We start from the raw sequence: 21941 nt of genomic DNA on the forward strand, positions 1-21941 counted from the left end.
CGCTCTCGAGGCTGCCATCGCGAGCAAGCTCGCTCCCACAATTTGGAATGCGCTCAACCTGTGGGAGCGAGCTTGCTCGCGATGGCGGCCTTGAAACCAACCTGATTTTTGGGAATGTACTCAAATCCATTGTGGGAGCGAGCCTGCTCGCGATGAGGCCTCCACTGCCTCCCTATAAATTTGTCAGCCCACCCATCGTTCTAGCTTGGATAAAGCCCGCTCCAGGGCTGGACACAGGTAAGGCAATGACGATTTCTCGACGATGGTTCATGGCAGGCCTGGCGCTGACCGGTGCCGCCGTGCCTGCGGTGTATTACGGGCATCGCGAACTGACCCGGCCGGACCCGACCATTACCCCCGGCGAGGCCTCGTTCGACGTGGCGGACGTGGCGGGCCAGCGCCGGGCCGATACGTTGCGGGGCATCTGGACGATCCGTTTCACCGGCCGCGACGCCGGTCTCGAAGGCTTGCCGCAGGACGATCTGCAGATCTTCCTCGATATCGGCCAGAGGGGCCGTGGCCTGGTGGGTTACCTCGACAGCGCCGAACGTTTGCGCGGTGCCGATGAGCCGCGTTATCGGGTGTTGGGCGACCTGGCCGGAACCGACCCGAAGCAACTGAGCTGGCGGCTAATGGGGGCTCGGCACGACGCGCCGGACTATGAATTCATCATGACCCTGGACGAAGTCTGGGCCGGTTTCGGCAATGCCGGCAGCGCCACCCTCAGCGGCCGGGTGTTGCGCCTGGACCGTCCCTTGGCGTTGCTTGAACAGGACAATCACTTCATCGCCGTCAAGCAGCGCTTCCCCGAGGCGCGGGAACGTACGCCGCTGAGCCCGGCGCTGCTGGCCTGGCTGGTGTCGCCCGAGCATCGGCTGTTCCACCAGCTCTGGCACGCCTCGCGGGACAAATGGCACACCCTGAACGAAGACAAGCGCAATGCCCTGCGCGGCATCGGCTGGCAGCCCGGCCCACGGGACCGGGAGCGTGATGCCCGCGGGCCGCGCAAGGATCGCAATGGCTCGGGCGTGGACTTCTTTTTCATGCACCGGCACATGCTCGGCACCGCCCGATCGTTCCAGGCGCTGCCGTCTTGGCCGCGCTTTCCCTTGCCGCAACCGGAGCTGGAACGCGATCGCCTTGGGTTCGCCCGCTACCTCGATAACCACGATGGCACGTCCTTGCCGCCGACCTGGTTGGCCGACGGCGACGAGCAGTACGCCCAGTGGGTCAGCGACATCAAGACCGCCGAGACCTACCACAGCAATTTCCAGGTCTGGGAATCGCGCTACCGCGACCCGCGCTACCTGTCGAAACTGACCCTGGGTCAGTTTGGTTCGGAAGTGGAACTGGGCCTGCACGACTGGCTGCACATGCGCTGGGCCTCGGTGCCGCGCGACCCGTCCAACGGCCACCCGGTGCCGTTCGCCCGCGACCCGGCGGACTTCGCCCAGCGCTGGTACGCCCCGGAGAATGACTTTCTCGGCGATCCGTTTTCTTCCCACGTGAGCCCGGTGTTCTGGGCCTTCCACGGCTGGATCGACGACCGCCTCGAAGACTGGTTCCGCGCCCACGAGCGTTTCCACCCGGGGGAAGTGAGCCGGCTTGAGGTCAACGGCGTGCCCTGGTTCGCCCCGGGCCGCTGGGTTGAAATCGCCGACCCCTGGCTGGGCCCGGACACCCACGGTTGCAGCACTACGCCGGGACTGCAGGTCGGGCGCTCGGTGGAGATGGACCCGGAAACCATGAAACTGGCGTTGCGCATTACCTTTGGCAGCGATGACAAAAAGCTCTCCGAACTGTTCCGCCGGGTACCGCAACGGCCGTGGTATGCGCGCAATCTCAAGAGCAAGCCCGTTTAACCTTTCTGACTGGATGAACACTGTTGTGGCGAGGGGATTTATCCCCGCTGGGCTGCGAAGCAGCCCCAAACCGGCTCACTCAATACCCCTGACACACCGAGGTGCCGGTTCTGGGGGCTGCTTCGCAGCCCAGCGGGGATAAATCCCCTCGCCACAGGTGTCATTTGGCTTGAGGTTGTTATGAAGGTGTTTAGCGCGGTGCGGCGATGTCCAAGGCGCGGTTTGCCAACAGTTCTGCCAGCTCGATCATTTGCTGGATGCCCAGCGCAAAATGGCGCCGCGGGCCTTCCAGTTCAAAGGCCTGCTCGCTTGCCATGACGTTGACCGAAGCGAGGGTCTCGCTGAGGTTGGCCAGCAGGCATTCCATGTCCGCGCCTTCTGCCACGGTGAACAACTGGCCCGGTGGTGGGTTGGGTTTTTCGGGTTTGGGGTCGAGGTAAAAGGCGAGGGCGCGGTCGGCGGCTTCGTCGAGTTTTTTGGAATCGTCTGCGGGAGGATTGGGGGTGATCTTGAACATGGCGTAACTCCTAGTATTCATTTTCAGGAGCCGGCACCATCGCTACCAAACGATTGGGTGGCGGCCGTACGCGGGTTGGTAGACCGGAGCACTAGGAACCCGGCGCGCCCGAAGACGCCCTGCGCACGGCCACCATGAAACATATACCGAGAGAGCGTCTGCAGGAGGTGGCGCTTGCGCCTAGTTGACTCGCGGGCTACCAAACCCGATCGCTGAAATCAGCGACCCGGAAACAGTAAAAGCCACGAGCCAGGCGCACAAGCCGGCGGATTCTGGCGCAGTTGTAGGTAACGGCGCAAGGCGATGTAGCCTCACTCGGGAGTCCTACATGGCCGGATAAACAGAACCAAAGCCGAACACCCTTTATTGGGCGGGGAATTATCTGTGGCGAGGGGATTTATCCCCGCTGGGCTGCGTAGCAGCCCCAAATCAGCTACCCCCAATACACCTGATACACCGAGGTGCCGGCTCTGGGGGCTGCTGCGCAGCCCAGCGGGGATAAATCCCCTCGCCACAGGTGTGTGTGGCTTGGCTTGAGAACCTGGGGTGGCGTTACATCACCCGCCAACCCCCACCCAACGCCTTGTACAACGCCACGCTCGCCTGTACCCGCGCCAACCTTAACTGCACGTTCATGTCCTGGGCGGCGTACAGCGTGCGTTGGGTTTCCAGCACGGTGAGCAGATCTTCGGCGCCGGCCTGGTAGCGGCGCTGGGCGATGTCGAAGGCGGTCTGGGCCTGGTGCAGTTCTTCGCTTTGCCATTGCCGTTGCTGGTCCAGGCCGTGGATGCCGTTCAGGGCTTTTTCGACGTCGGCGAAGCCGTTGATGATGGCGGCGCGATAGAGCTCCAGCAGTTCCTCCTGGCGGGCGGTGGCTTTGTCCCGTTCGGCACTCAGGCGGCCGTTGTTGAAGATCGGGGCGGCCAGGCCGGCGGTGAGGTTGTAGACGTTGTTGCGTAGCAACTGGTCGGCGATGTCGGCGCCGGTGGCGAGGCTCAGGCCCAGGGTCATGGTGGGCAGCATGGCGGCGCGGGCCACGGTGATGTCGGCCTGGGCGGCAGCGAGGCGCGCTTCGGCGGCGGCGATGTCCGGGCGGCGGCGCAGCAGTTCGCTGGGCACGCCGGCGTCGATGGCGGGCCAGTTCAGGCGGTCGAAGCTGTCGTCGTCGAGCCTGATCGACTGCACCGGTTGCCCCAGCAGCGTTGCCAGGGTGATCACGGCCTCCCGGGCCTGTTGCTGCACTTGGGGCACGCGGCGTTGTTGGGCCGCCACCAGGCTTTTTTGCTGGGACAGTTCCAGGGCCGTGGCGCTACCGGCGTCGTAGCGGGTCTGGACCAGGTCGAGCACGCGCTGGGCGTTGTCCAGGTTCTGTTCGGCGATGCGCTGTTGTTCGCGCAGGGACAGCGCCTGGGTGTAGCTGTTGGCGACGCCGCTGAGCAGGGTCAACTCCACGGTCGCCCGGTCGAACTGGCTGGCCGACAACGTGCTCAGCGCGCTGTCCCGGGCCGCCCGCTTGCCGCCCCAGAAGTCCAGCTCATAGGTGGTGCTGAGGTTGGCGTCGTAGTAGTCGATGGTGCGGTTGTCCCGATCCACGTCCAGCTGGCTGTAGCCTTTGCCGTGCAACAATTCCTGGCGATTGCCGTTGAGCCCGGCCGTGACCGCTGGCAGCAACGGCGCCCCGGCGATCACCGCACTGGCCTGGGCCTGGCGCACCCGGGCCATGGCGGCGGCCAGGTCGTGGCTGTCCCGGCGCGCCTGTTCGATCAAGCGGTTCAATGGCGGGCTGCCGAAGTGCGTCCACCATTGCTGGTTATCCGCTTGGGCGCTGGGCGTATCGAGGTGCTGCCAGGCCGGTGGCGGTTGGATGCCGCTGTCCGGTGCCGACGCAGGGGTGGCGCAGGCCGCCAGCAACAGGCTGGCGGCCAGGAGGGTCAGGTGCGCTTTCATAGGGTGGGGTTCATTCACTGGTGAGGGCCGCGACCGGGTCGAGGCGGGCGGCCTTGCGGGCGGGCATGAAGCCGAAGACAACGCCGGTGACCAGGGCGCAGCCGAAGGCGCCGAACACTGCCAGCCATTCGAAGGCCACGGCGATCTTGCCCAGCAATAAGGCACCGCCCACCAGCAGGGCCAGGCCGATACCAGCGAGCCCGCCGACCACCGAGAGCATCACCGCTTCGGTGAGGAACTGGCGCAGGATGTCGCGCTGCCGGGCGCCGGTGGCCATGCGGATACCGATCTCCCGGGTCCGCTCGCGCACGGTCATGAGCATGATGTTCATCACGCCGATGCCGCCCACCAACAGCGAAATCGCCGCAATGGCCCCGAGCATCAGCGACAGCGTGCCCTGGGTGCGGGCCTCGGCCTGGATCATCGCGGCGTTGTTGGTCAGCTCGAAATCCTGCTTGCCGTCGTGCAGGCGCAACAGGGTGCGGGAGACCGCCTGTTCGGCCTCCTTGACCTTGCCCGCGTCCCGGGCGGCGATCACTACGTATTCGGGATGGCGCGTGCCGAACAACCGCACGCTGGCGGCGGAGTAGGGCACGGCGATGCGATTGTCGGCGTCCGAATCCCCGGAGCTGGCGCCTTTTTCCGCCAGTACGCCGACCACCTGGAATGGCATGTTCTCGATCAGGATGTAGCGGCCGATGGGGTCGGCGACGTCCTTGAGCAGTTTCTGCCGGACCTTGTGGCCGATCACCGCCACCGCCGCCGCGCCGCGTTCATCGGCGTCGCTGAAGTAACTGCCCTCGGCCACCGGCCAATTGAAGATGGCCGGGAAATTCGTGTCGTTGCCGCCGACGTAGCTGGTGTGGTCGAGGTTGCCGAAACGCACGCTGGCTTCGGCACCGTTGACCGGCATGATGCGCTGCACTTCGGGCAGGTCGGCGAGGGCGGCCAGGTCGTATTCGCTGATGATGCCCTTGGCGGCTCGGGGCGTGGGCGCGCTGCCGTTGAGGTAGATGATGTTCGAGCCGAACGCGCCCATCTGGGCCATGACCTGGCGTTTGCTGCCTTCGCCCACGGCCAGCATCACCACCACCGAGGCCACGCCGATGACAATGCCGAGCAAGGTCAGGGCGGTGCGAAAGCGATTGATCCACATCACCCGCCACGCCGCCTGTACCGCGTCCACCAGTTCGCCTTTCCAGGCGCCGTTGTGTTCGCTGCCGGCGCTCAGGCGCTGGCGCAGGTCCACGGCTTGCAGGGCCTTGGGATTGGCGTGCACTTCGTGTGACAAAGAGGGGGCGCTGTCGCTGATGATCAGCCCATCGCGGATCTCGATGATGCGCTTGGCCCGGGCCGCCACTTCGCGGTCGTGGGTGATCAGGATCACCACGTGGCCCTGGCTCGCCAGTTCGTCGAGCAAGGCCATGACCTCGATGCCGCTCTGGCTGTCGAGGGCGCCGGTGGGTTCGTCGGCGAGGATGATGTGGCCGCCGTTCATCAAGGCCCGGGCAATCGACACCCGCTGCTGCTGGCCGCCGGACAACTGATGCGGACGATTGCCAGTGCGGCTGGCCAGGCCCAGGCGGTCGAGCAGGGCGCTGGCCCGGGCGTGGCGCTCAGCGGCCGAGGTGCCGGCATAGATGGCCGGCATCTCGACGTTTTCCTGGGCGGTGCCGGAAGGAATCAGGTGATAGCCCTGGAACACGAAGCCGAACGCTTCGCGCCGCAGCCAGGCCAGCTCGTCACTGCCCAGGCCGGCGACGTCTTCGCCGGCGAAACGGTACTCACCGCTGGTGGGGCGGTCGAGGCAGCCGAGGATGTTCATCAGGGTGGATTTACCGGAGCCGGACGCCCCGACAATCGCCAGGAATTCCCCGGCGTGAATGGACAAATCGATGCCGCGCAGCACCTCCACCCGAGGGCTGTCGCCACCGCCGTAGGCCTTGCGAATGTCCCGCAGTTCGATCAGGGGCGTGCTCATTCAGCCTCCGCTGCCGCTGGCGGGGCCGATCAGCACCCGGTCGCCTTCGCGCAGGCCGTCGACAATCTGCGTGCGCAGCCGATCGCTGACGCCGGTGCGAACGGTGCGTGGCTGGACGTCGCCATTGTCGGCCAGCACCTGCACCTGACCGGCTTCCTGCAGGGCGGCGATGGGCACGGTCAGCACGTCCTTGGCCTGGGCGGCGACGAAAAATACCTGGGCGGTCATGTCGGTCATCAGCGCGCGGTCGGCGTTGTCGACGTCGAGCAACACGGTGTAGAGCACCACCCGCTCGCTGCCGCTGCGGCCTCCGGTGGGGCTGCCGCCCTGGCTGGCCTCCAGCGGCCGCGGCGGCACGGGGAGGATCTGGCGAACCGTACTGCTCCAGCGCCGGCTGCCGCCGGCCAGGGTGGTGAAGTAGGCGGTCATGCCCGGCTTGACGTGGCCGATGTCGGCTTCCGAGACTTCGGCCCAGACCGTCATCGGCGACAGCCGGGCGATGCGCAGGATCAGTGGGGTTTGCTGCTGGGCGTTGAGGGTCTGGCCTTCCCGGGCACCGACGGCGACCACGGTGCCGCTCATGGGCGCGTAGATGCGCGTGTAGCCCAGCTCGGCCTCGTCACTGCGCAGGCTGGCCTGGGCCTGGCGGATCTGGGCCTGGAACATGTCGATGCGCGCCTGGGTCGCCCGCACTTCGGCCTGGGCGGTCTGCACGTCTTCCTCGCGGGTGGCGCCGCCGGCCTTGAGTTGTTGCTGGCGGCGGAATTTTTGCTGCGCCAGGTCGTGCTGGGCGCGCTGTTCCTGAAGCTGGGCCTTGAGGTTCTCGATCGAAAAATGCCCGGCGTCGAGCCTGGCCTTTTGCGTGGACGGGTCGATTTCCACCAGCAGTTGGCCTTCGCGCACCTCGTCGCCGGCCTCCACGTGAATCTTCTGGATCTGCCCGGACGCCTGGGCGCCGACGTCGACATAACGCCGCGGTTGCAAGGTGCCCAGGGCGGTGACGCTGTTTTCGATATCGCCACGGGTGACGGGCGCGGTGACCAGGGGCGCGCGGCTGGGCACCACCGCTTGCCACGCGGCGAAGGCCACGGCCGGAAGCAGGGCGAAGGTGAGAAGCCAGGCGCGTCGGGTAGGGCGGGGACGTTTCATGCAGGGTTCCGGCCGGTGATATCGGGCCCGTCCCAGGAAGGGCAGGGACGGGGGGCTGTTCTGGTAAACGAGCGCTTTGGACGGGAATTTACTGGCTTGAAACACTTGGTAGCAGGTTGAAGGGAGGACAACTCAATCGCCAAGTCAGGTGATGTTGTGGCGAGGGGATTTATCTGTGGCGAGGGGATTTATCCCCGTTGGGCTGCGAAGCAGCCCCAAAAAAAGCCAGCGCCTCGGTGTATCAGATGTATTGAGTGGACTGGTTTGGGGCCGCTTCGCAGCCCAGCGGGGATAAATCCCCTCGCCACAAAAGCCAGGGCCGGCGCCTCTTCAACTGAACGAATCAACCCCGATACAAACCAACACTTTAAATCTATATGAGAATTACTATAAATTACGCGATCGAATCTGCCATTATCGTGCCATGCCCTTTTCAGGCATGCCGAAGTGGCACAGGGATAGCTGGCGCGGCCATTGCGCACGGGAGTCATGTTGGAAAACTACTATCGCGAGCTGGTGTGTTTCCTGAACGCCAGGCTAGGCAACCGCCAGGCGGCCGAGGATGTGGTGCATGACGCCTATGTGCGGGTGCTGGAGCGTGCCAGCGACACACCCATCGAACAGCCTCGGGCGTTCCTCTACCGCACGGCGCTGAACCTGGTGATCGACGGGCATCGACGCAACGTCCTGCGCCAGGTCGAATCCCTGGATGTGCTGGACAACGAAGAGCGCTTCTTCACGCCATCGCCCCACACCAGTCTCGACCATGGCCAGCGCCTGGACATGCTGCAACGGGCCCTGGCCGAGCTGCCGCCGCTGTGCCGCGAGAGTTTCCTGCTGCGCAAGCTCGAAGGCCTGTCCCACCCGCAAATCGCCGAGCGCCTGGGCATTTCCCGGGCACTGGTGGAAAAGCACATCGTCAACGCCATGAAACACTGCCGCGTTCGCGTGCGTCAGTGGGACGCGCCCTGATTCGATCGTCGCCGGTCACCCGGCGGTAAATTTTTTTTCACTGTCCTCGTTCCTCTCAACAGACGACTTGCCGGCGCCTTCAGTGCCGGTCAGGTTCCCCAGGCTTTTCGTGCCCTGTTGAGGGGCTTTTCCAGAGGACACTGGACATGACACAGGCAATTGCATCGCCCATCGTTCACGACTTGATCGGCATTGGCTTCGGCCCTTCGAACCTGGCGCTGGCCATCGCGCTGCAGGAGCGGGGGCCGGTCCAGGGTGAACTGGACGTGCTGTTCCTCGACAAGCAGGCCGACTATCGCTGGCACGGCAACACCCTGGTGACCCAGAGCGAGTTGCAGATTTCCTTCCTCAAGGACCTGGTGACCCTGCGCAACCCCACCAGCCCGTATTCCTTCGTCAATTACCTCAAGCACCATGGCCGCCTGGTGGACTTCATCAACCTCGGCACCTTCTATCCGTGCCGCATGGAGTTCAACGACTATCTGCGCTGGGTGGCCGGACACTTCAGCGCACAGAGCCGCTATGGCGAGGAAGTGCTGCGCATCGAACCGGTGCTGCACAACCAGCAGGTCGAAGCGCTGCGGGTGATTTCCCGCGACGGCCAGGGCGAAGAGTTGGTCCGCACCACGCGCTCGCTGGTGGTCAGCGCCGGCGGTACCGCGCGCATTCCCGACGCGTTCAAGGCGTTCAAGGATGACGCGCGGGTGTTCCACCATTCCCAGTACCTGGAACGCATGGCGGGTCAGCCGTGCGTGAAGGGCCAGCCGATGAAGATCGCCATCATCGGCGGTGGGCAGAGCGCGGCCGAGGCCTTCATCGACCTCAACGACAGCTTCCCTTCGGTACAGGTCGACATGATCCTGCGCGGCTCGGCCCTCAAGCCGGCGGACGATAGCCCGTTCGTCAACGAAGTGTTCTCGCCGGAGTTCACCGACCTGGTGTTCCAGCAACCCCACAGCGAGCGCGAGCGCCTGGTCAACGAGTACCACAACACCAACTATTCGGTGGTGGACATCGACCTGATCGAGCGTATCTACGGGATTTTCTATCGTCAGAAAGTTTCTGGCATCGCCCGTCATGCATTCCGCACCCTCACCACGGTGGAGAAGGCCACGGCCACCGCCGCCGGCGTGGAACTGGCGGTGCGCAACAACGCCACCGGCGAGTTGACGGTACGCCGTTATGACGCCGTGGTGCTGGCCACCGGTTACGAGCGGCAGATGCACCGCACCCTGCTGGAGCCGCTGGCGCAGTACCTGGGGGATTTCGAGGTGGATCGCAACTACAAGCTGCTTACCGACGAGCGCTGCAAGGCGGCGATCTACATGCAGGGCTTCTGCCAGGCCAGCCATGGCCTGAGCGATACGCTGTTGTCGATCCTGCCGGTGCGTGCCGATGAGATTGCCGGCTCGCTCTATGAGCATGGGAACAATCGCGGACAGGCTCGTCCAGTACGCGACATGCTGTTGGCCGCTGTATAGGCCCTGTAGGAGCGAGTCACATCAGCCAACGCAACCCCTGTGGGAGCGAGCTTGCTCGCGATGGCGTCAGTTCAGCCAATATTGAAGTGGCTGACACTACGCCTTCGCGAGCAAGCTCGCTCCCACAGGTCATAGGTCCTCTCTCTGGTCACTCGCAGGAAATTCTTCAGAAACTTCCTACACTCATGTCATGCGTCTGTTGGACAGGCGCATCGACGGTTCGCTGTTCCCTCGTATTGGCAGTCTGAACCCCCAACCGGTCACCCTGACTGAGGTCGGTGGTGCGCCGGGCCGACCACGCCAAGCGAAACACCCTGACCAGATGATGCTGCTTTTACGCACAGGCCTGGTGGCGCTGTTGCTGGGCTCATTGAGCGTAGCGCTACCGGTAGGCGCGACCCCTGAGTCGTTGCAGGTGCTCGGGCGCTCCAACGTGGATGACTATGCGGTGTCCCTGGACGCTGCCGACTGGGCCTGGCTGCGCCAGAAGGGCACGTTGCGGCTGGGTGCCTCGGCGCCGGACTATGCGCCTTTCAGCATCACTGGCAATGGTCGCGACTACGAAGGCCTGACTGCCGACTATGCGCAATTGCTGGGGCAACTTTTGCACGTCACGGTGCAGGTCCAGCGCTATCCGTCCCACGCCGAAGCGCTCCAGGCCCTGCGCGGCGGTGAGATCGACCTGCTCGGCACCGCCAACGGCTTCGAAGCTGCCGATCCGGACCTGGCGATGTCCCAGGCCTATGCCGATGACCTGCCCACCCTGGTGGCGCGCATCGACGACAGCCAGGACTTGCCCACGGACCTGGCGGGCAAGCGGGTGGCCATGCTGTATCACTATTTGCCGCCAGAGACGGTCAAGGGGTTTTATCCCGAGGCTTCCTTGCAACTGTTCCCCTCGACCTTGAGTGCCATCGGCGCCGTGGCGTTTGGTCAGGCCGACGTCTACCTGGGGGATTCGATCAGTTCCAACTACCTGATCAGCAAGAACTACCTGAACAACGTGCAACTGGCCGATTTCTCGCGTATGGAAGTGCAGCCATTCGCCTTTGCGGTCAGTCGCGACAATGGGCGCGTGTTGCGCATTGTCAATGCCGCGCTGCACGCCATTCCTGCCAGCGAACGCATGATCATCCTGCGGCGTTGGAGCGCCGGCGGGGCGAGCATGCCCGGTCAGCAGGCGCTGCATTTCAGCGTCAACGAACAGCGTTGGCTGGACGCCCACCCACGCATCAAAGTCGCCGCCAATGAAAACTTCCTGCCGCTGACGTTCTTCGACGAGCAAGGCCATTTGCGCGGCATCGGCGCCGATGTACTGGCGCGGATCAGCTTGCGCACCGGTTTGAAATTCGATGTGCAGCGGGGCGATTCGGTTGATGATTTGATCGGGCAGATCAAGAGCGGCAAGGCCGACGTCCTGGCAACCGCCATCCCCAGCGCCGAACTCGAGGACGAGTTGCGCTTTACCCGACCGTACCTGACGAATCCGTTCGTGTTGGTGGTGCCGGTCAGGGCCAAGGCGCTGACCTTGGACCAGATGGCGGGCAAGCGCGTGGCGCTGGTGCGTGGCAACGTGCTGCGCGAGTTCCTGCTGGAGCAGTTCCCCCGCGTGCAGTTGGTGGCGGCGCAGAATGCGGCGGACGCCATGGCCATGGTCGCCGCCGGCACGGCAGACGCTGCGATCAATCCGCTGATCAGCGCCCGCTACATGATTTCTCGTCAGTACCGCGACACGCTGCAAGTCACCAGCACCGTGGGCACCTTGCCCGCGCACATTGCCCTGGCGACGAACCGGGGCGCATTGGAGCTTTACTCGATCCTGGACAAGGCGCTGTTGAGTATTTCCCCGGAAGAAATGGACGAGCTGACCAACCGCTGGCGCAGTGAAGTGGTGATCGACGACAGTTATTGGCTGCGCAACCGCACCACGATTCTCCAGGGGTTCGCCATTGCTGCGTTGCTGTTGCTGGTAGCGTTGGGCTGGGGCATTTATCTGCGACGGCTGTTGGAACAGCTGCGTGTGGCCAAGGAAAGCGCCGACGAGGCCAATCGGGCCAAGACCACCTTCGTGGCGACCATGAGCCATGAGATTCGCACGCCGATGAATGCGGTGATCGGCCTGCTGGAGCTGGCCCTGAAAAAAGCCGACCAAGGCATCGTCGACCGATTCGCCATCGAAGTCGCGTCGGGTGCGGCCCATGGCATGCTGGATCTGATCGGCGACATCCTCGACATCGCCCGCATCGAGTCGGGCAAGTTGTCGCTGGCGCCGCAACGGGCCAATCTGCACACGTTGATCGAGTCGGTGGCGCGGATTTTCGAGGGCCTGGCCTGGCAGAAACACCTGCGCTTGCATTGGGGGCTGGATGCCGGGATCGACCGCGACGTGTTGATTGATCCATTGCGTTTCAAGCAGATCGTCTCGAATCTGTTGAGCAACGCCATCAAGTTCACCGACCAGGGCGAAGTGCGCCTGAGTGTGCGCGGCGAGCCGGCCCCTGGGCACGAACGCCTGGGACTTTGCCTGCGGGTGGAGGACACCGGTTGCGGTATTTCCCCCGAGGATCAGCGCCGCCTGTTCAGCCCCTTTGCCCAGGCCGGCCAGCACCCGCAATCGGCTCGCAGCGGTTCCGGGCTGGGGTTGGTCATCAGCCGGACGTTGTGCGAAATGATGGGCGGCACCCTGGTGTTGCGCAGCGTGCCGGGGGAGGGTACGCAGGTCGAGGTTCTGCTGGACCTGCCCTTGCTCGATGCACTGCCGGCGGCACCTGCCGAGGTCGAGGCGCTGCTGCCGGTCCCGGCGCTGAGTATCCTGGTGGTCGATGACTACCCGGCCAACCGCTTGCTGCTGTCCCAGCAATTGGGCTACCTGGGCCATCGTGTCCGGGAGGCGCAGAACGGTGTCGAGGGTCTGCAGGCTTGGCGCAGTGAACACTTCGATGTGGTCATCACCGACTGCAACATGCCCTTGATGAGCGGCTACGAACTGGCCCGTACCATTCGCGCCGAAGAGCGCGATCGCAACCTGTCGCCGGTGGTGATCCTGGGGTTCACCGCCAACGCCCAGCCCGAGGAAAAGCAGCGCTGCGCCGAAGCCGGGATGGACGATTGCCTGTTCAAGCCCATCGGCCTCAAGGCACTCAATGCGTGCCTGGCTTCGGTCATGCCGGATGCGCGGGCGCCCCAGTCCAGCGATGGTCTCGACCTGACCGGGCTGGAGCAACTGACCGGTGGCGACAAGAGCGCTATCAGGGCGTTGCTGGAGGAACTGGTCAGCAGCAATGCCGCAGATCAAGCGCGGCTGCTGGACTTGGCCACCCGACAGGACTTGCCGGGCCTGGCGGACTTGGCGCACCGGATCAAGGGCGGGGCGCGGATCATCCAGGCGCAACGCCTGATCGCCGCCTGCGAGGCGCTGGAAAGCGCTTGTCGAGGGAACGACACGGTGCTGCTCGCCGAAGCCGTGGAAGACCTTCGCCAAGCCATCGAGCACCTGGCGGAACGACTGAAAACCCACCTGGAGGAATAGGCGCTATAGAAGCTATATGAACTATATGAACCGTAGGAGCTGACGAGTGAAACGAGGCTGCGATCTTTCCAAAGACCCTTGAATCCCAAGCGAACGATCAAAAGATCGCAGGCTTCGCCAACGCCCAAAGCGCCGAGCGGGATAAATTCCCTCGCCATAGGGGCTGTGTCTGTCCTTATTTTAGGATTAGTCCTACATCGCCCTTCAAACGCTTCCTCTAGCCTGAGCGCCCTGAATGTTCTTGAGCCGGTGCCTACCTGGCGCGTTGCTATTGGAAAGCTTGCCATGCCGAACAAAGCACTTCGTATCCTGATTGCCGACCCACAACAGACCTATCGAATCGTGCTGGAGCGTCTGTTCAACCAACAGGGCTACCACCGGATTGTCCCCGTGAGCCATTTGCAGGAACTGCTCACGCTGGTGGAGTACGGCAGCGAGCCGTTCGACCTGATTGTCGTCAACGGGGCGTTGGCGGGTGGGGCGTTGGACCTGCACGATTTTGTGATCTACAACCCGCAGATTCGTCACGGTATGATCTACAACGCGCAACCGGCGAGTCAGTCGCCGGTGCCTGTGGCGAGTCGATCAAACGTGCATCTGAGCCAGGCGCCACTGCCTGATCTCGCGTCACTGAGACGCCTGATGGAGCGGGTCGACCCTCCTATCCATGAGCCGTTGCAACCATGGGTTCGCCCCCTCAGGCAGGGTCATGGACGCTGAACCAGGCCGTTGGTCCGTACTGTCAGGTTTGACAGGTGGCAGGGCCTGGCACTTGTGCAAGAGTCCGGTGCGGTCATGGCGCCGGTGCCGTTTGTATTGTTTTGGGGAGCTGCCTTGAAAGACGTGTTGATCGTGGATGACCACCCTGTCATTAGAGGGGCGCTGCGGCTCATTTGTCAGAATGAGGCGTTCACCCGCATCCGGGACGCCAGCGGCGCGGCCGATGCCAGGGGCATTATCAAGGAGAGCGCACCAGACCTGGTGATCCTGGATTTGGTGATGAACGGCTTCGATGGCCTGGACCTGCTGGTCTGGATCATGGCCCAGTTTCCTGAATGCAGCGTGCTGGTGTTCACGTCCCAGGATGCGCAGCACTTCTGCAACCGCTGCATCTCGGCCGGGGCCCGGGGCTTTGTCACCAAGAAAAGCGATCTCAAGGAACTGACCAAGGCCATCCAGGCGTTGAAGTCCGGTTATGCCTATTTCCCCCAGATGCCCGTCAGGCTGGATTTCCAGCAACGCAGCGAACAACAAGCCCTGGAAAGCCTCTCCACCCGCGAGCTGTCCATCTTGCGCATGCTGGCCATGGGCATGCGCGGCAAGGACATCGCTGAAAGCCTGTTCCTGAGTCCAAAAACTGTCAGCACCTACAAGAGCCGTCTGTTGGAAAAGCTGGGGCTGCAATCCTTGGTGGGGTTGTCGGAGTTTGCCAAGCGCAATCACCTTTGAATGAGCGACACCCAAACCTGTGGGAGCGAGCTTGCTCGCGATAGCGGTCCGCCTGTCGATGCATCTTCGGCGGATACACTGTCATCGCGAGCAAGCTCGCTCCCACAGGTTCTTGATCGTTCTCCAAATGGAACGCTAAGGCCGGTTTTTGCCGTCTAGTGCTTCAAGGGGGTGGGTTTTAAGCTGTGTCCATTAAATCGCAGTACCTGATTTTGGAGACACGGCATGAAAAAAATCATCGGCCTCTACACCAGCCCACGGCCCCATTGGGTCGGCGACGGTTTCCAGGTGCGCACGCTGTTTTCCTACGACAACCTGGGCAAGCACATCAGCCCGTTCCTGCTACTGGACCATGCCGCTCCCACCGAATTCACGCCGACCAGCGAGCGTCGCGGCGTCGGCCAGCATCCCCATCGTGGGTTCGAAACCGTAACCATCGTCTACCAAGGCGAACTGGAACACCGTGATTCCACCGGCAGCGGCGGCAAGATCGGTCCCGGAGATGTGCAATGGATGACTGCCGCTTCCGGCATCATCCACGAAGAGTTCCACTCCGAAGCGTTTGCCCGCCAGGGCGGGTTCATGGAAATGGTCCAACTGTGGGTCAACCTGCCCGCCAAGGACAAGATGGCCCCGGCCGGCTACCAGACGATCCTCAAGGGCGACATTCCGAACATTGCCCTGAAGGACAGCGCCGGCAGCCTGCGCCTGATCGCCGGCAGTTTCGAAGGGCATCAAGGCCCGGCACGGACCTTCACCCCCATCGACGTTTGGGACATCCGCTTGAATGCCGGGAAAACCCTCACCCTTGATCTGCACGAAGGCCACAACACCGCCTTGGTGGTGCTGCGGGGCTCGGTCCAGGCCAATGGCCGCGAACGGGTCGAGGCCGGGCAGATGGCCCTGTTCGACCGGGCCGGCGACCAATTGAGCCTGCAAGCCAATAACGACTCGGTGGTGTTGCTGCTCAGTGGCGAACCGATCGACGAACCCATCGTGGGCCATGGTCCGTTCGTGATGAACAGCGAACAGGAAATCCACCAGGCCTTCAATGATTTCCACTCCGGGCGCTTTGGCCGGATGGACGATTGACGCTAGTCACGCAGGGCCAATGTGGGAGCGGGCTTGCTCGCGAAGACGGTGTGTCAGTGAAGTAAATGCCCGCTGACACTCCGCCTTCGCGAGCAAGCCCGCTCCCACAGGGAGTTTTGCGGGGATCTCTACAGCGTGTTCAATCTGTGCCAATCTTCGCCAATCGCCCTCCTGGAGCTGTCCCGATGCTGTTTCTGATCTCCGAGCACCCACTGCTCTGTGCCCTGGCGCTGCTGGTGTTCGACCTACTGATGTGGCATCTGGTCAGTGCGGATCGGATCTATTGGAAAGTCGGCGCAAGGCTGGTGATTTTTTCGTTGTTCAGCGTGCTGCTGTTCAACGAAGGCCTCAACCCCATGGTCCCGGCGCAGTGGGTCGACGATGTGCCGCGGCACCTGGCCGCTACCGGTTTGCAGATCACCTGGTGGCTGTTCGCCGCGCGAACCCTGACGGTACTGATCGTGGCGGCGATGATGCAACGGGTCGGCCACACCGGGCGGTTGTTGCAGGATTTGCTCGGTGCGGTAATTTTCCTGATCGCCGTTATCGCGGCATTGGCCTATGTGCTGGATCTACCGGTCAAGGGCGTGCTGGCCACGTCCGGCGCCATGGCGATCATCGTCGGCCTGGCCTTGCAGAGCACCCTCAGCGACGTGTTCTCCGGGATTGTGCTCAACACCACCAAGCCCTATCAGCTCGATGATTGGATTTCCATCGACGGCACTGAAGGCCGGGTCACCGACATCGACTGGCGGGCCACGCGCTTGCAGACTGCCCAGGGCAGCATGGCGGTGATTCCCAACTCGTTGGCGGCCAAGGCCAAGGTCATCAACTTCAGTCGCCCCAGCGATGTCCATGGCCTGTCCATCAGCATCCAGGTCAGCCCTCACGCGCGGCCACAAACCGTGATCGACGCGTTGGAACGGGCCATGATCGGCTGTCGTTCCCTGCTCGCGACCCCGGCCCCCAGCGTTGCCCTCAAGAGTAGCGGCAGCGGCGGGGCGGAATATGAAATCAGCGGGTTTGTCGCCTCCATGGCCCTGAAACGCACGGTGCGCAACCAGTTGTTCGACCTGGCGTTCCGGCATTTGCAGGCGTCGGGCGTGAGCCTGCTGTCCACCAGTGAAAGCGCCACGCCCCAGGCGGTGTCGCGGCCCCGGGCATTGCTGGAAAGCTCGAGCATTTTCTCCACCCTGCGCCAGGATGAGAAAGACACCTTCAGCCAGAACATGACCCTGCAAACCTTCCGCGCCGGCGATGTGATCCTGGCGGCGGGGGAGGTCAGCGATCACCTGTTCATCATCGAGTCAGGGGTGGTCAGCGTCACCCTCATGCGCAACGGCCAGCCACTGGAGGGCGGACGCATGGGGCCGGGGGAAGTGATCGGCGAAGCCGGGATCGTCGCCGAGCAGGCGGCCCTGGCGACTTTTTCCGCCAAGACGTTCTGCACCCTGTACCGCATCGAAAACAGCTACCTCAAGCCGTGCCTCGAGGCCCGTCGCGACATCAACGACGCGATGAAAAACCTGCTGGACGTGCGCATGCACCTGGCCCAGAACCTCACCCGCGAACTGCCCAAGCCCGTCGCCAAGAAACGCTTCCTGCAGTGGCTGCGCAGCCGGGCCTGAAGCCTATCTTGAAGTCCCCATGTCCCCTGTGGCGAGGGAGCAAGCGCCTCCAGCCCTCCTTCAGGTAAACCCCGACGCGTTCGCCATTGGCCACCCGAACTTCCCAACAATTGGCTATTTGTACCGCGCCACTGCACGGCTAACGTAGCGCTACACCTCATTGTTCTGGAGTTCACCATGCAACCGCGTATCGATTTCTACACCGCTTCCCCAGACGCTTTCAAAGCCATGCTGGCCCTGGAAAACGCCGCCTCGAACCTGGGCCTGGAGAAGTCCCTGCTGGAACTGGTCAAGCTGCGTTCCTCGCAAATCAATGGCTGCGCCTTCTGCATCGACATGCACACCGCCGACGCCCGCAAGGGCGGCGAGACCGAACGTCGCCTGTACGCCGTGACCGCCTGGCGCGAAGCGCCGTTCTTCACCGGCCGCGAACGCGCCGCACTGGCCTGGACCGAAGCCCTGACCCGCCTGAGCGACACCCACGCGCCGGACGCCGACTATGCCCTGCTGAGCGAGCATTTCAGCCCCAAGGAAATGGTCGACCTGACCGTGGCGATCAACGCCATCAATGGCTGGAACCGCTTGGCGGTGGGCTTTCGCAAGATGCCTGAGGCGTAAGCCGGGCGGCAATCAACCCAAGTAGGCTTTTGGCGTAAAGCCGGTCATTTGTTTGAAGAAGGCGATAAAGGCGCTGTCGCTGGCAAAGCCTAATTCGAAAGCGCTGTAACTCAGGCTGCGGCCGGTGGCGAGCAGTTCAATGGCGCGCATCAGGCGCCATTGTTGCCGCCACTGTTGATAACCCATGCCGGTTTCCCTTTGAAAGATTCGGCCAATGGTCCGGCCACTGGCCCCGATTTGCGCTTCCAGTACGTTCAATGTCGGCGGCAAATGCTGCAGTGCCGCGAGCAGAGGTGCCAGGCGTTTGTCCTGAGGCAGCGGCAGCAGCATCGGCTGTTGAGGTGCTTCGCGGATTTCATTCAGGCACAACCCCAGCAGATGCATGTTACGGCCTTGTGTCCAGTCGCTGTCGAACGCTGCGTCGGTGATCGGCTCAAGTACGGCGCGTAGCAATGGTGATACGTCAATGATGCACACGTGTGAAGGCAAGTCAGCGCACAGCGATGCTGTCAGGTAAATCGATCGATAGTCCACGCTCTGTTGCATCACGGCACGATGGGAGATCAACGGCGGAATCCAGGCCGCTCGCGATGGTGGCAGCAGGCACAGCTGCTGCGCCAGGGTAATACGTGTGCAGCCCTGCCGTGTGAACAGCAGTTGCCCGCGCTGATGTCGATGCACGCCGGAGTCATGGTGATCCAGCGTTGCCGCGAGACCGATCACCGGCGCGTCGTGGCGGTCGGGGTCGAATAGGGCATGAGCGTCGAGCCAGGCCATAACTTGTCCGATTTCAAGGGTTATTTGTCGATCTTCGGATAATACGACAGTCATGTCTTCATAGACTGGTCGCCCTTCCTTGAACGAGCTTGGCTTGCATGATTTCGCGACCTTTCCTTTGCCTGGCGATTGCCTTGGTGATGTTTCCGCAAATTGCCCAGACCCTCTACAGCCCAGCGTTGACAGACATCAGCGCGAGTTTTGCCGTCAGCGCAGAAATGGCCGCGCAGTTGTTATCCACGTTTTTCTTGGGGTTCGCCCTGGGGGTAGCGGTGTGGGGACGGCTGTGTGACCGCATCGGTCGTCGACCCGCCATGTTGAGTGGGTTGGCCTTGTATACTGTAGCGACGACGCTGGGGTTGAATGTCGACACCTTCGATGCGCTGCTGGCCGTTCAAGCCTTGGCCGCGTTTGGGGCAGCAGTCGGTTCGGTGGTGACCCAGACGGTCCTGCGTGATCGCTACCAAGGCGCGCAACTGGGCCAGTTTTTTTCAGTGATCGGTATTGCCCTCGCCGCCAGCCCGGCGATTGGTTTGTTCAGTGGCGCCAGCCTGGTACGACTCTTTGGTTACCAGGGCGTACTCGGCGGCCTATTGGTGTTGTCATTGATTTTACTGGTGTGGTGCGCACGAGTCTTGCCCGAAACCCTGCCGGCCCGTCTCCCTGCACAACCCTTATTGAAGACGCTATGGCGCGTGCTCAAGGATCCATCCATCTGGCGCTCGTCGTTTCTGGTCGCCGCCTTCAACGTCGCGCTGTTCAGTTACTACAACCTCGCGCCGTTCCAGTTCGAACGACTTGGATTGAGCCCTGAGTGGTTTGGCTACAGCGGCGTGATCCTGGCACTGGGCTCGGGCTTGGGGGCTTGGCTGAACAAGCGCTTGCTGGCACAGGGGGTCGCCGGCGACCGATTATCGGCGATGGCGGCAGTGGCGCTGCTGATCGGTGGGACGAGCGTTCAGGTCTTGCTGGACAGTGGTGGTTTTGTTGTGGCGATGCTGTTGATCGTGCTGGCGTTTGGCATGGCGATACCCAACGTGCTGGGCGCCGCGTTGGTTCGCTATGGCGACTGCATGGGCACCGCTGGTGCGTTGTTTGGCTTGTTCTATTACCTGTTGATCGGCGGCGCGTTGATGCTCGCCGCCTGGTTTCAGGCGCTGGGTTGGACCTTGATCCTGTGTGGCGTTCTGGCGGTGTGCTTGACGTGCGCCAGACTTGGTCCAGCTAGAGGCCAGTCCATCTGACCTGTGGGAGCAAGCTTTGCTCCCACATAGACTTAATCCTCATCTTTAAAGCTTCGGACGACAGGCACCGTAATAGGTTTGCTTCGTATGAATAGTAACCATTACTATTCATGCCCCGTTTCCACAGCGCGCCGCGATGACCCCCAAGCTGCCCCGCAGACCCGGCTTTTTCGAGCATTACGAAGAGTTGATCGGCACCTGGACCCGTCGCCTGCGCAATCGCCAGCAGGCCGAGGACCTGGCCCATGACACCTTCGTGCGGGTGCTTGAGTCCGATTCGAGCGGGGTCGAGCAGCCACGGGCCTATTTGCATCAGACCGCGCGCAACATTGCAGTGGATGGCTATCGGCGCGAAGATCGACGGGGGGCCATGGAAGAGGCTGTCATCGAACCTGGTCAGTCGTTTTCGGGCGACCCGGAGCACTTCATGCACGCGATCCAACTGGCGGACTCGATCGAGCGGGCGCTTGCCGAGCTGCCGGCCAACTGCCGCACGGTGTTCGTCTGGCAGAAGATCGAAGGCCTGACCCAGGCGGAAATCGCCGAGCGCCTGGGCCTGTCAAAAAACATGGTGGAAAAGTATATGATCCGCACCCTGCGGCATCTGCGCGATCGCCTGGACGGACCAGGCCAATGATCCATCGTCTTCTTCCACCTGAGCCACAGGACCTTCCATGATGGATAGCCGTGAATGCCCGTGTGGGCAGGACAGGGTTCGCGATGCGGCGGCGCAATGGTTCGTGCGTTTGCAAGCGCCCGCCATGAGTGTCGAGGAGCGCCAGCGTTTCGAAGCCTGGCTGGACGAACACGCCAACCACCGTGACGAAATTCAATTGCTCCAGGGTATCTGGAGCGCCACGGACCTGCTGCCCAAGGAACGCCTGCGAGCGCTGTGCGAACCTCCCGCCGAACGTCCCAGGCGTCGGCCACTGCTGCGCTATGCCGTCGCCGCCGGACTGTTCGCGGTGGCGCTGGGGTTGGGGCTGTTCAGCGGTTTGAGTTCTTCCACCGACTACAGCGGCGAATACGCCACCGCCCTTGGCGAGCGTCGGCATATCGCCTTGCCGGACGGTTCGGTGATCGACCTCAACAGCCGCAGCCGGGTGCGTATTCAATTCGCACACCGTCAGCGCCGGGTGGAACTGGTCGAGGGCGAGGCCCTGTTCAGCGTCGAACACGATGCTGGCCGGCCATTCACCGTCAATGCGGGCAACGGCCAGGTGACGGTGACCGGGACGCGCTTCGATGTGCGCCGCGATGCCGACAAGACCCGGGTGGCGGTGGCGCAGGGCGGCGTCAAGGTCCAGGGCCGCGCCGCGCCCCCGGCTCAGTCGGTCAGCCTGACAGCAGGCCTAGGCACCCAGATCGATGCCCAGGGCAAAGTCGCCACGCCTTACACGGTCAACACCGAGGCGCTCACCGCCTGGCGCCATGGCAAGCTGGTGTTCAACGACGCGCCGCTCAAGGACGTGGCTGAAGAAGTCTCCCGTTATCGCACCCAGCCCCTGCGGGTCGGCAGCGCGGCGGTGGGCAACCTGCGCCTGACCAGCGTGTTCCGCGCCGACGACCCCGAGGCGCTGCTCAAGGCGCTGCCGAACATCCTGCCGGTGGCCGTGCGTAACCTGGATGACGGCAGCCAGGAAATAATCGCACGATAGATTCAGGTTTTTTCCGAGTTCTTCGTCTTCTTGTCCA

General features: G+C 63.1%; 17 protein-coding genes. 12 read left to right on the plus strand and 5 right to left on the minus strand.

Features of this window, described 5'->3' with window-relative positions:
• Window positions 1-245 precede the first annotated feature (245 nt).
• Window positions 246-1862 carry a pyoverdine maturation tyrosinase PvdP gene (locus BM317_RS12380; protein WP_092474443.1) on the plus strand — a complete coding sequence of 539 codons (1617 nt, stop codon included), beginning with the start codon at window positions 246-248 and terminating at the stop codon, window positions 1860-1862.
• 190 nt (window positions 1863-2052) lie between these two features.
• On the opposite strand, the gene BM317_RS12385 is transcribed toward BM317_RS12380, so the two are convergent.
• From BM317_RS12385 to BM317_RS12400, 4 genes are all read right to left on the minus strand, one after another.
• Window positions 2053-2379 (minus strand): DUF6124 family protein, encoded by a 327-nt coding sequence (locus tag BM317_RS12385; RefSeq protein ID WP_092474445.1) that lies wholly within the window; start codon window positions 2377-2379, stop codon window positions 2053-2055.
• 552 nt (window positions 2380-2931) lie between these two features.
• Window positions 2932-4326 carry an efflux transporter outer membrane subunit gene (locus tag BM317_RS12390; protein ID WP_092474447.1) on the minus strand — a complete coding sequence of 465 codons (1395 nt, stop codon included), beginning with the start codon at window positions 4324-4326 and terminating at the stop codon, window positions 2932-2934.
• Window positions 4327-4336: 10 nt separating this feature from the next.
• On the minus strand, window positions 4337-6307 hold the full coding sequence (locus BM317_RS12395) for a MacB family efflux pump subunit (RefSeq protein WP_060741405.1): 1971 nt from the start codon (window positions 6305-6307) through the stop codon (window positions 4337-4339).
• The gene (locus BM317_RS12400; protein ID WP_092474449.1) at window positions 6308-7456 is read right to left on the minus strand and encodes an efflux RND transporter periplasmic adaptor subunit; all 1149 of its coding nucleotides are present in this window, start codon (window positions 7454-7456) and stop codon (window positions 6308-6310) included.
• A 489-nt stretch (window positions 7457-7945) separates the two neighbouring features.
• On the opposite strand from BM317_RS12400, the gene BM317_RS12405 reads away from it, so the two are divergent.
• The 8 genes from BM317_RS12405 (at window position 7946) to BM317_RS12440 (ending at window position 18225) form a co-directional block, all read left to right on the plus strand.
• Complete coding sequence (locus BM317_RS12405; protein WP_092174164.1) at window positions 7946-8428, plus strand: sigma-70 family RNA polymerase sigma factor; 483 nt, start codon at window positions 7946-7948, stop codon at window positions 8426-8428.
• 146 nt (window positions 8429-8574) lie between these two features.
• Window positions 8575-9909, plus strand: a complete 1335-nt coding sequence (locus BM317_RS12410) for a lysine N(6)-hydroxylase/L-ornithine N(5)-oxygenase family protein (RefSeq protein WP_092174167.1) — start codon at window positions 8575-8577, stop codon at window positions 9907-9909.
• A 322-nt stretch (window positions 9910-10231) separates the two neighbouring features.
• Window positions 10232-13438, plus strand: coding sequence for an ATP-binding protein (locus BM317_RS12415; RefSeq protein ID WP_092474492.1), 3207 nt, complete (start codon window positions 10232-10234; stop codon window positions 13436-13438).
• A 285-nt stretch (window positions 13439-13723) separates the two neighbouring features.
• Entirely contained in the window at window positions 13724-14158 is a 435-nt protein-coding gene (locus BM317_RS12420; protein ID WP_092174170.1) for a PleD family two-component system response regulator, read from the plus strand.
• Between the two features lie 114 nt (window positions 14159-14272).
• Window positions 14273-14887, plus strand: coding sequence for a response regulator transcription factor (locus BM317_RS12425; protein ID WP_092474494.1), 615 nt, complete (start codon window positions 14273-14275; stop codon window positions 14885-14887).
• Window positions 14888-15112: 225 nt separating this feature from the next.
• Complete coding sequence (locus BM317_RS12430; RefSeq protein ID WP_092474451.1) at window positions 15113-15979, plus strand: pirin family protein; 867 nt, start codon at window positions 15113-15115, stop codon at window positions 15977-15979.
• 185 nt (window positions 15980-16164) lie between these two features.
• Window positions 16165-17607, plus strand: a complete 1443-nt coding sequence (locus tag BM317_RS12435; RefSeq protein WP_092166876.1) for a mechanosensitive ion channel family protein — start codon at window positions 16165-16167, stop codon at window positions 17605-17607.
• 177 nt (window positions 17608-17784) lie between these two features.
• The gene (locus BM317_RS12440; protein ID WP_060741412.1) at window positions 17785-18225 is read left to right on the plus strand and encodes a carboxymuconolactone decarboxylase family protein; all 441 of its coding nucleotides are present in this window, start codon (window positions 17785-17787) and stop codon (window positions 18223-18225) included.
• Window positions 18226-18237: 12 nt separating this feature from the next.
• On the opposite strand, the gene BM317_RS12445 is transcribed toward BM317_RS12440, so the two are convergent.
• The gene (locus BM317_RS12445) at window positions 18238-19002 is read right to left on the minus strand and encodes an AraC family transcriptional regulator (protein WP_092166882.1); all 765 of its coding nucleotides are present in this window, start codon (window positions 19000-19002) and stop codon (window positions 18238-18240) included.
• Window positions 19003-19100: 98 nt separating this feature from the next.
• On the opposite strand from BM317_RS12445, the gene BM317_RS12450 reads away from it, so the two are divergent.
• The 3 genes from BM317_RS12450 (at window position 19101) to BM317_RS12460 (ending at window position 21904) form a co-directional block, all read left to right on the plus strand.
• Window positions 19101-20246, plus strand: coding sequence for an MFS transporter (locus BM317_RS12450; RefSeq protein ID WP_092474453.1), 1146 nt, complete (start codon window positions 19101-19103; stop codon window positions 20244-20246).
• Window positions 20247-20382: 136 nt separating this feature from the next.
• Window positions 20383-20883 carry a sigma-70 family RNA polymerase sigma factor gene (locus tag BM317_RS12455; protein WP_092166887.1) on the plus strand — a complete coding sequence of 167 codons (501 nt, stop codon included), beginning with the start codon at window positions 20383-20385 and terminating at the stop codon, window positions 20881-20883.
• Window positions 20884-20920: 37 nt separating this feature from the next.
• Entirely contained in the window at window positions 20921-21904 is a 984-nt protein-coding gene (locus tag BM317_RS12460; protein WP_092474455.1) for a FecR family protein, read from the plus strand.
• Window positions 21905-21941 lie beyond the last annotated feature (37 nt).

The organism is Pseudomonas sp. NFACC24-1, assembly GCF_900115235.1.
Lineage (GTDB): Bacteria > Pseudomonadota > Gammaproteobacteria > Pseudomonadales > Pseudomonadaceae > Aquipseudomonas > Aquipseudomonas fluorescens_AA.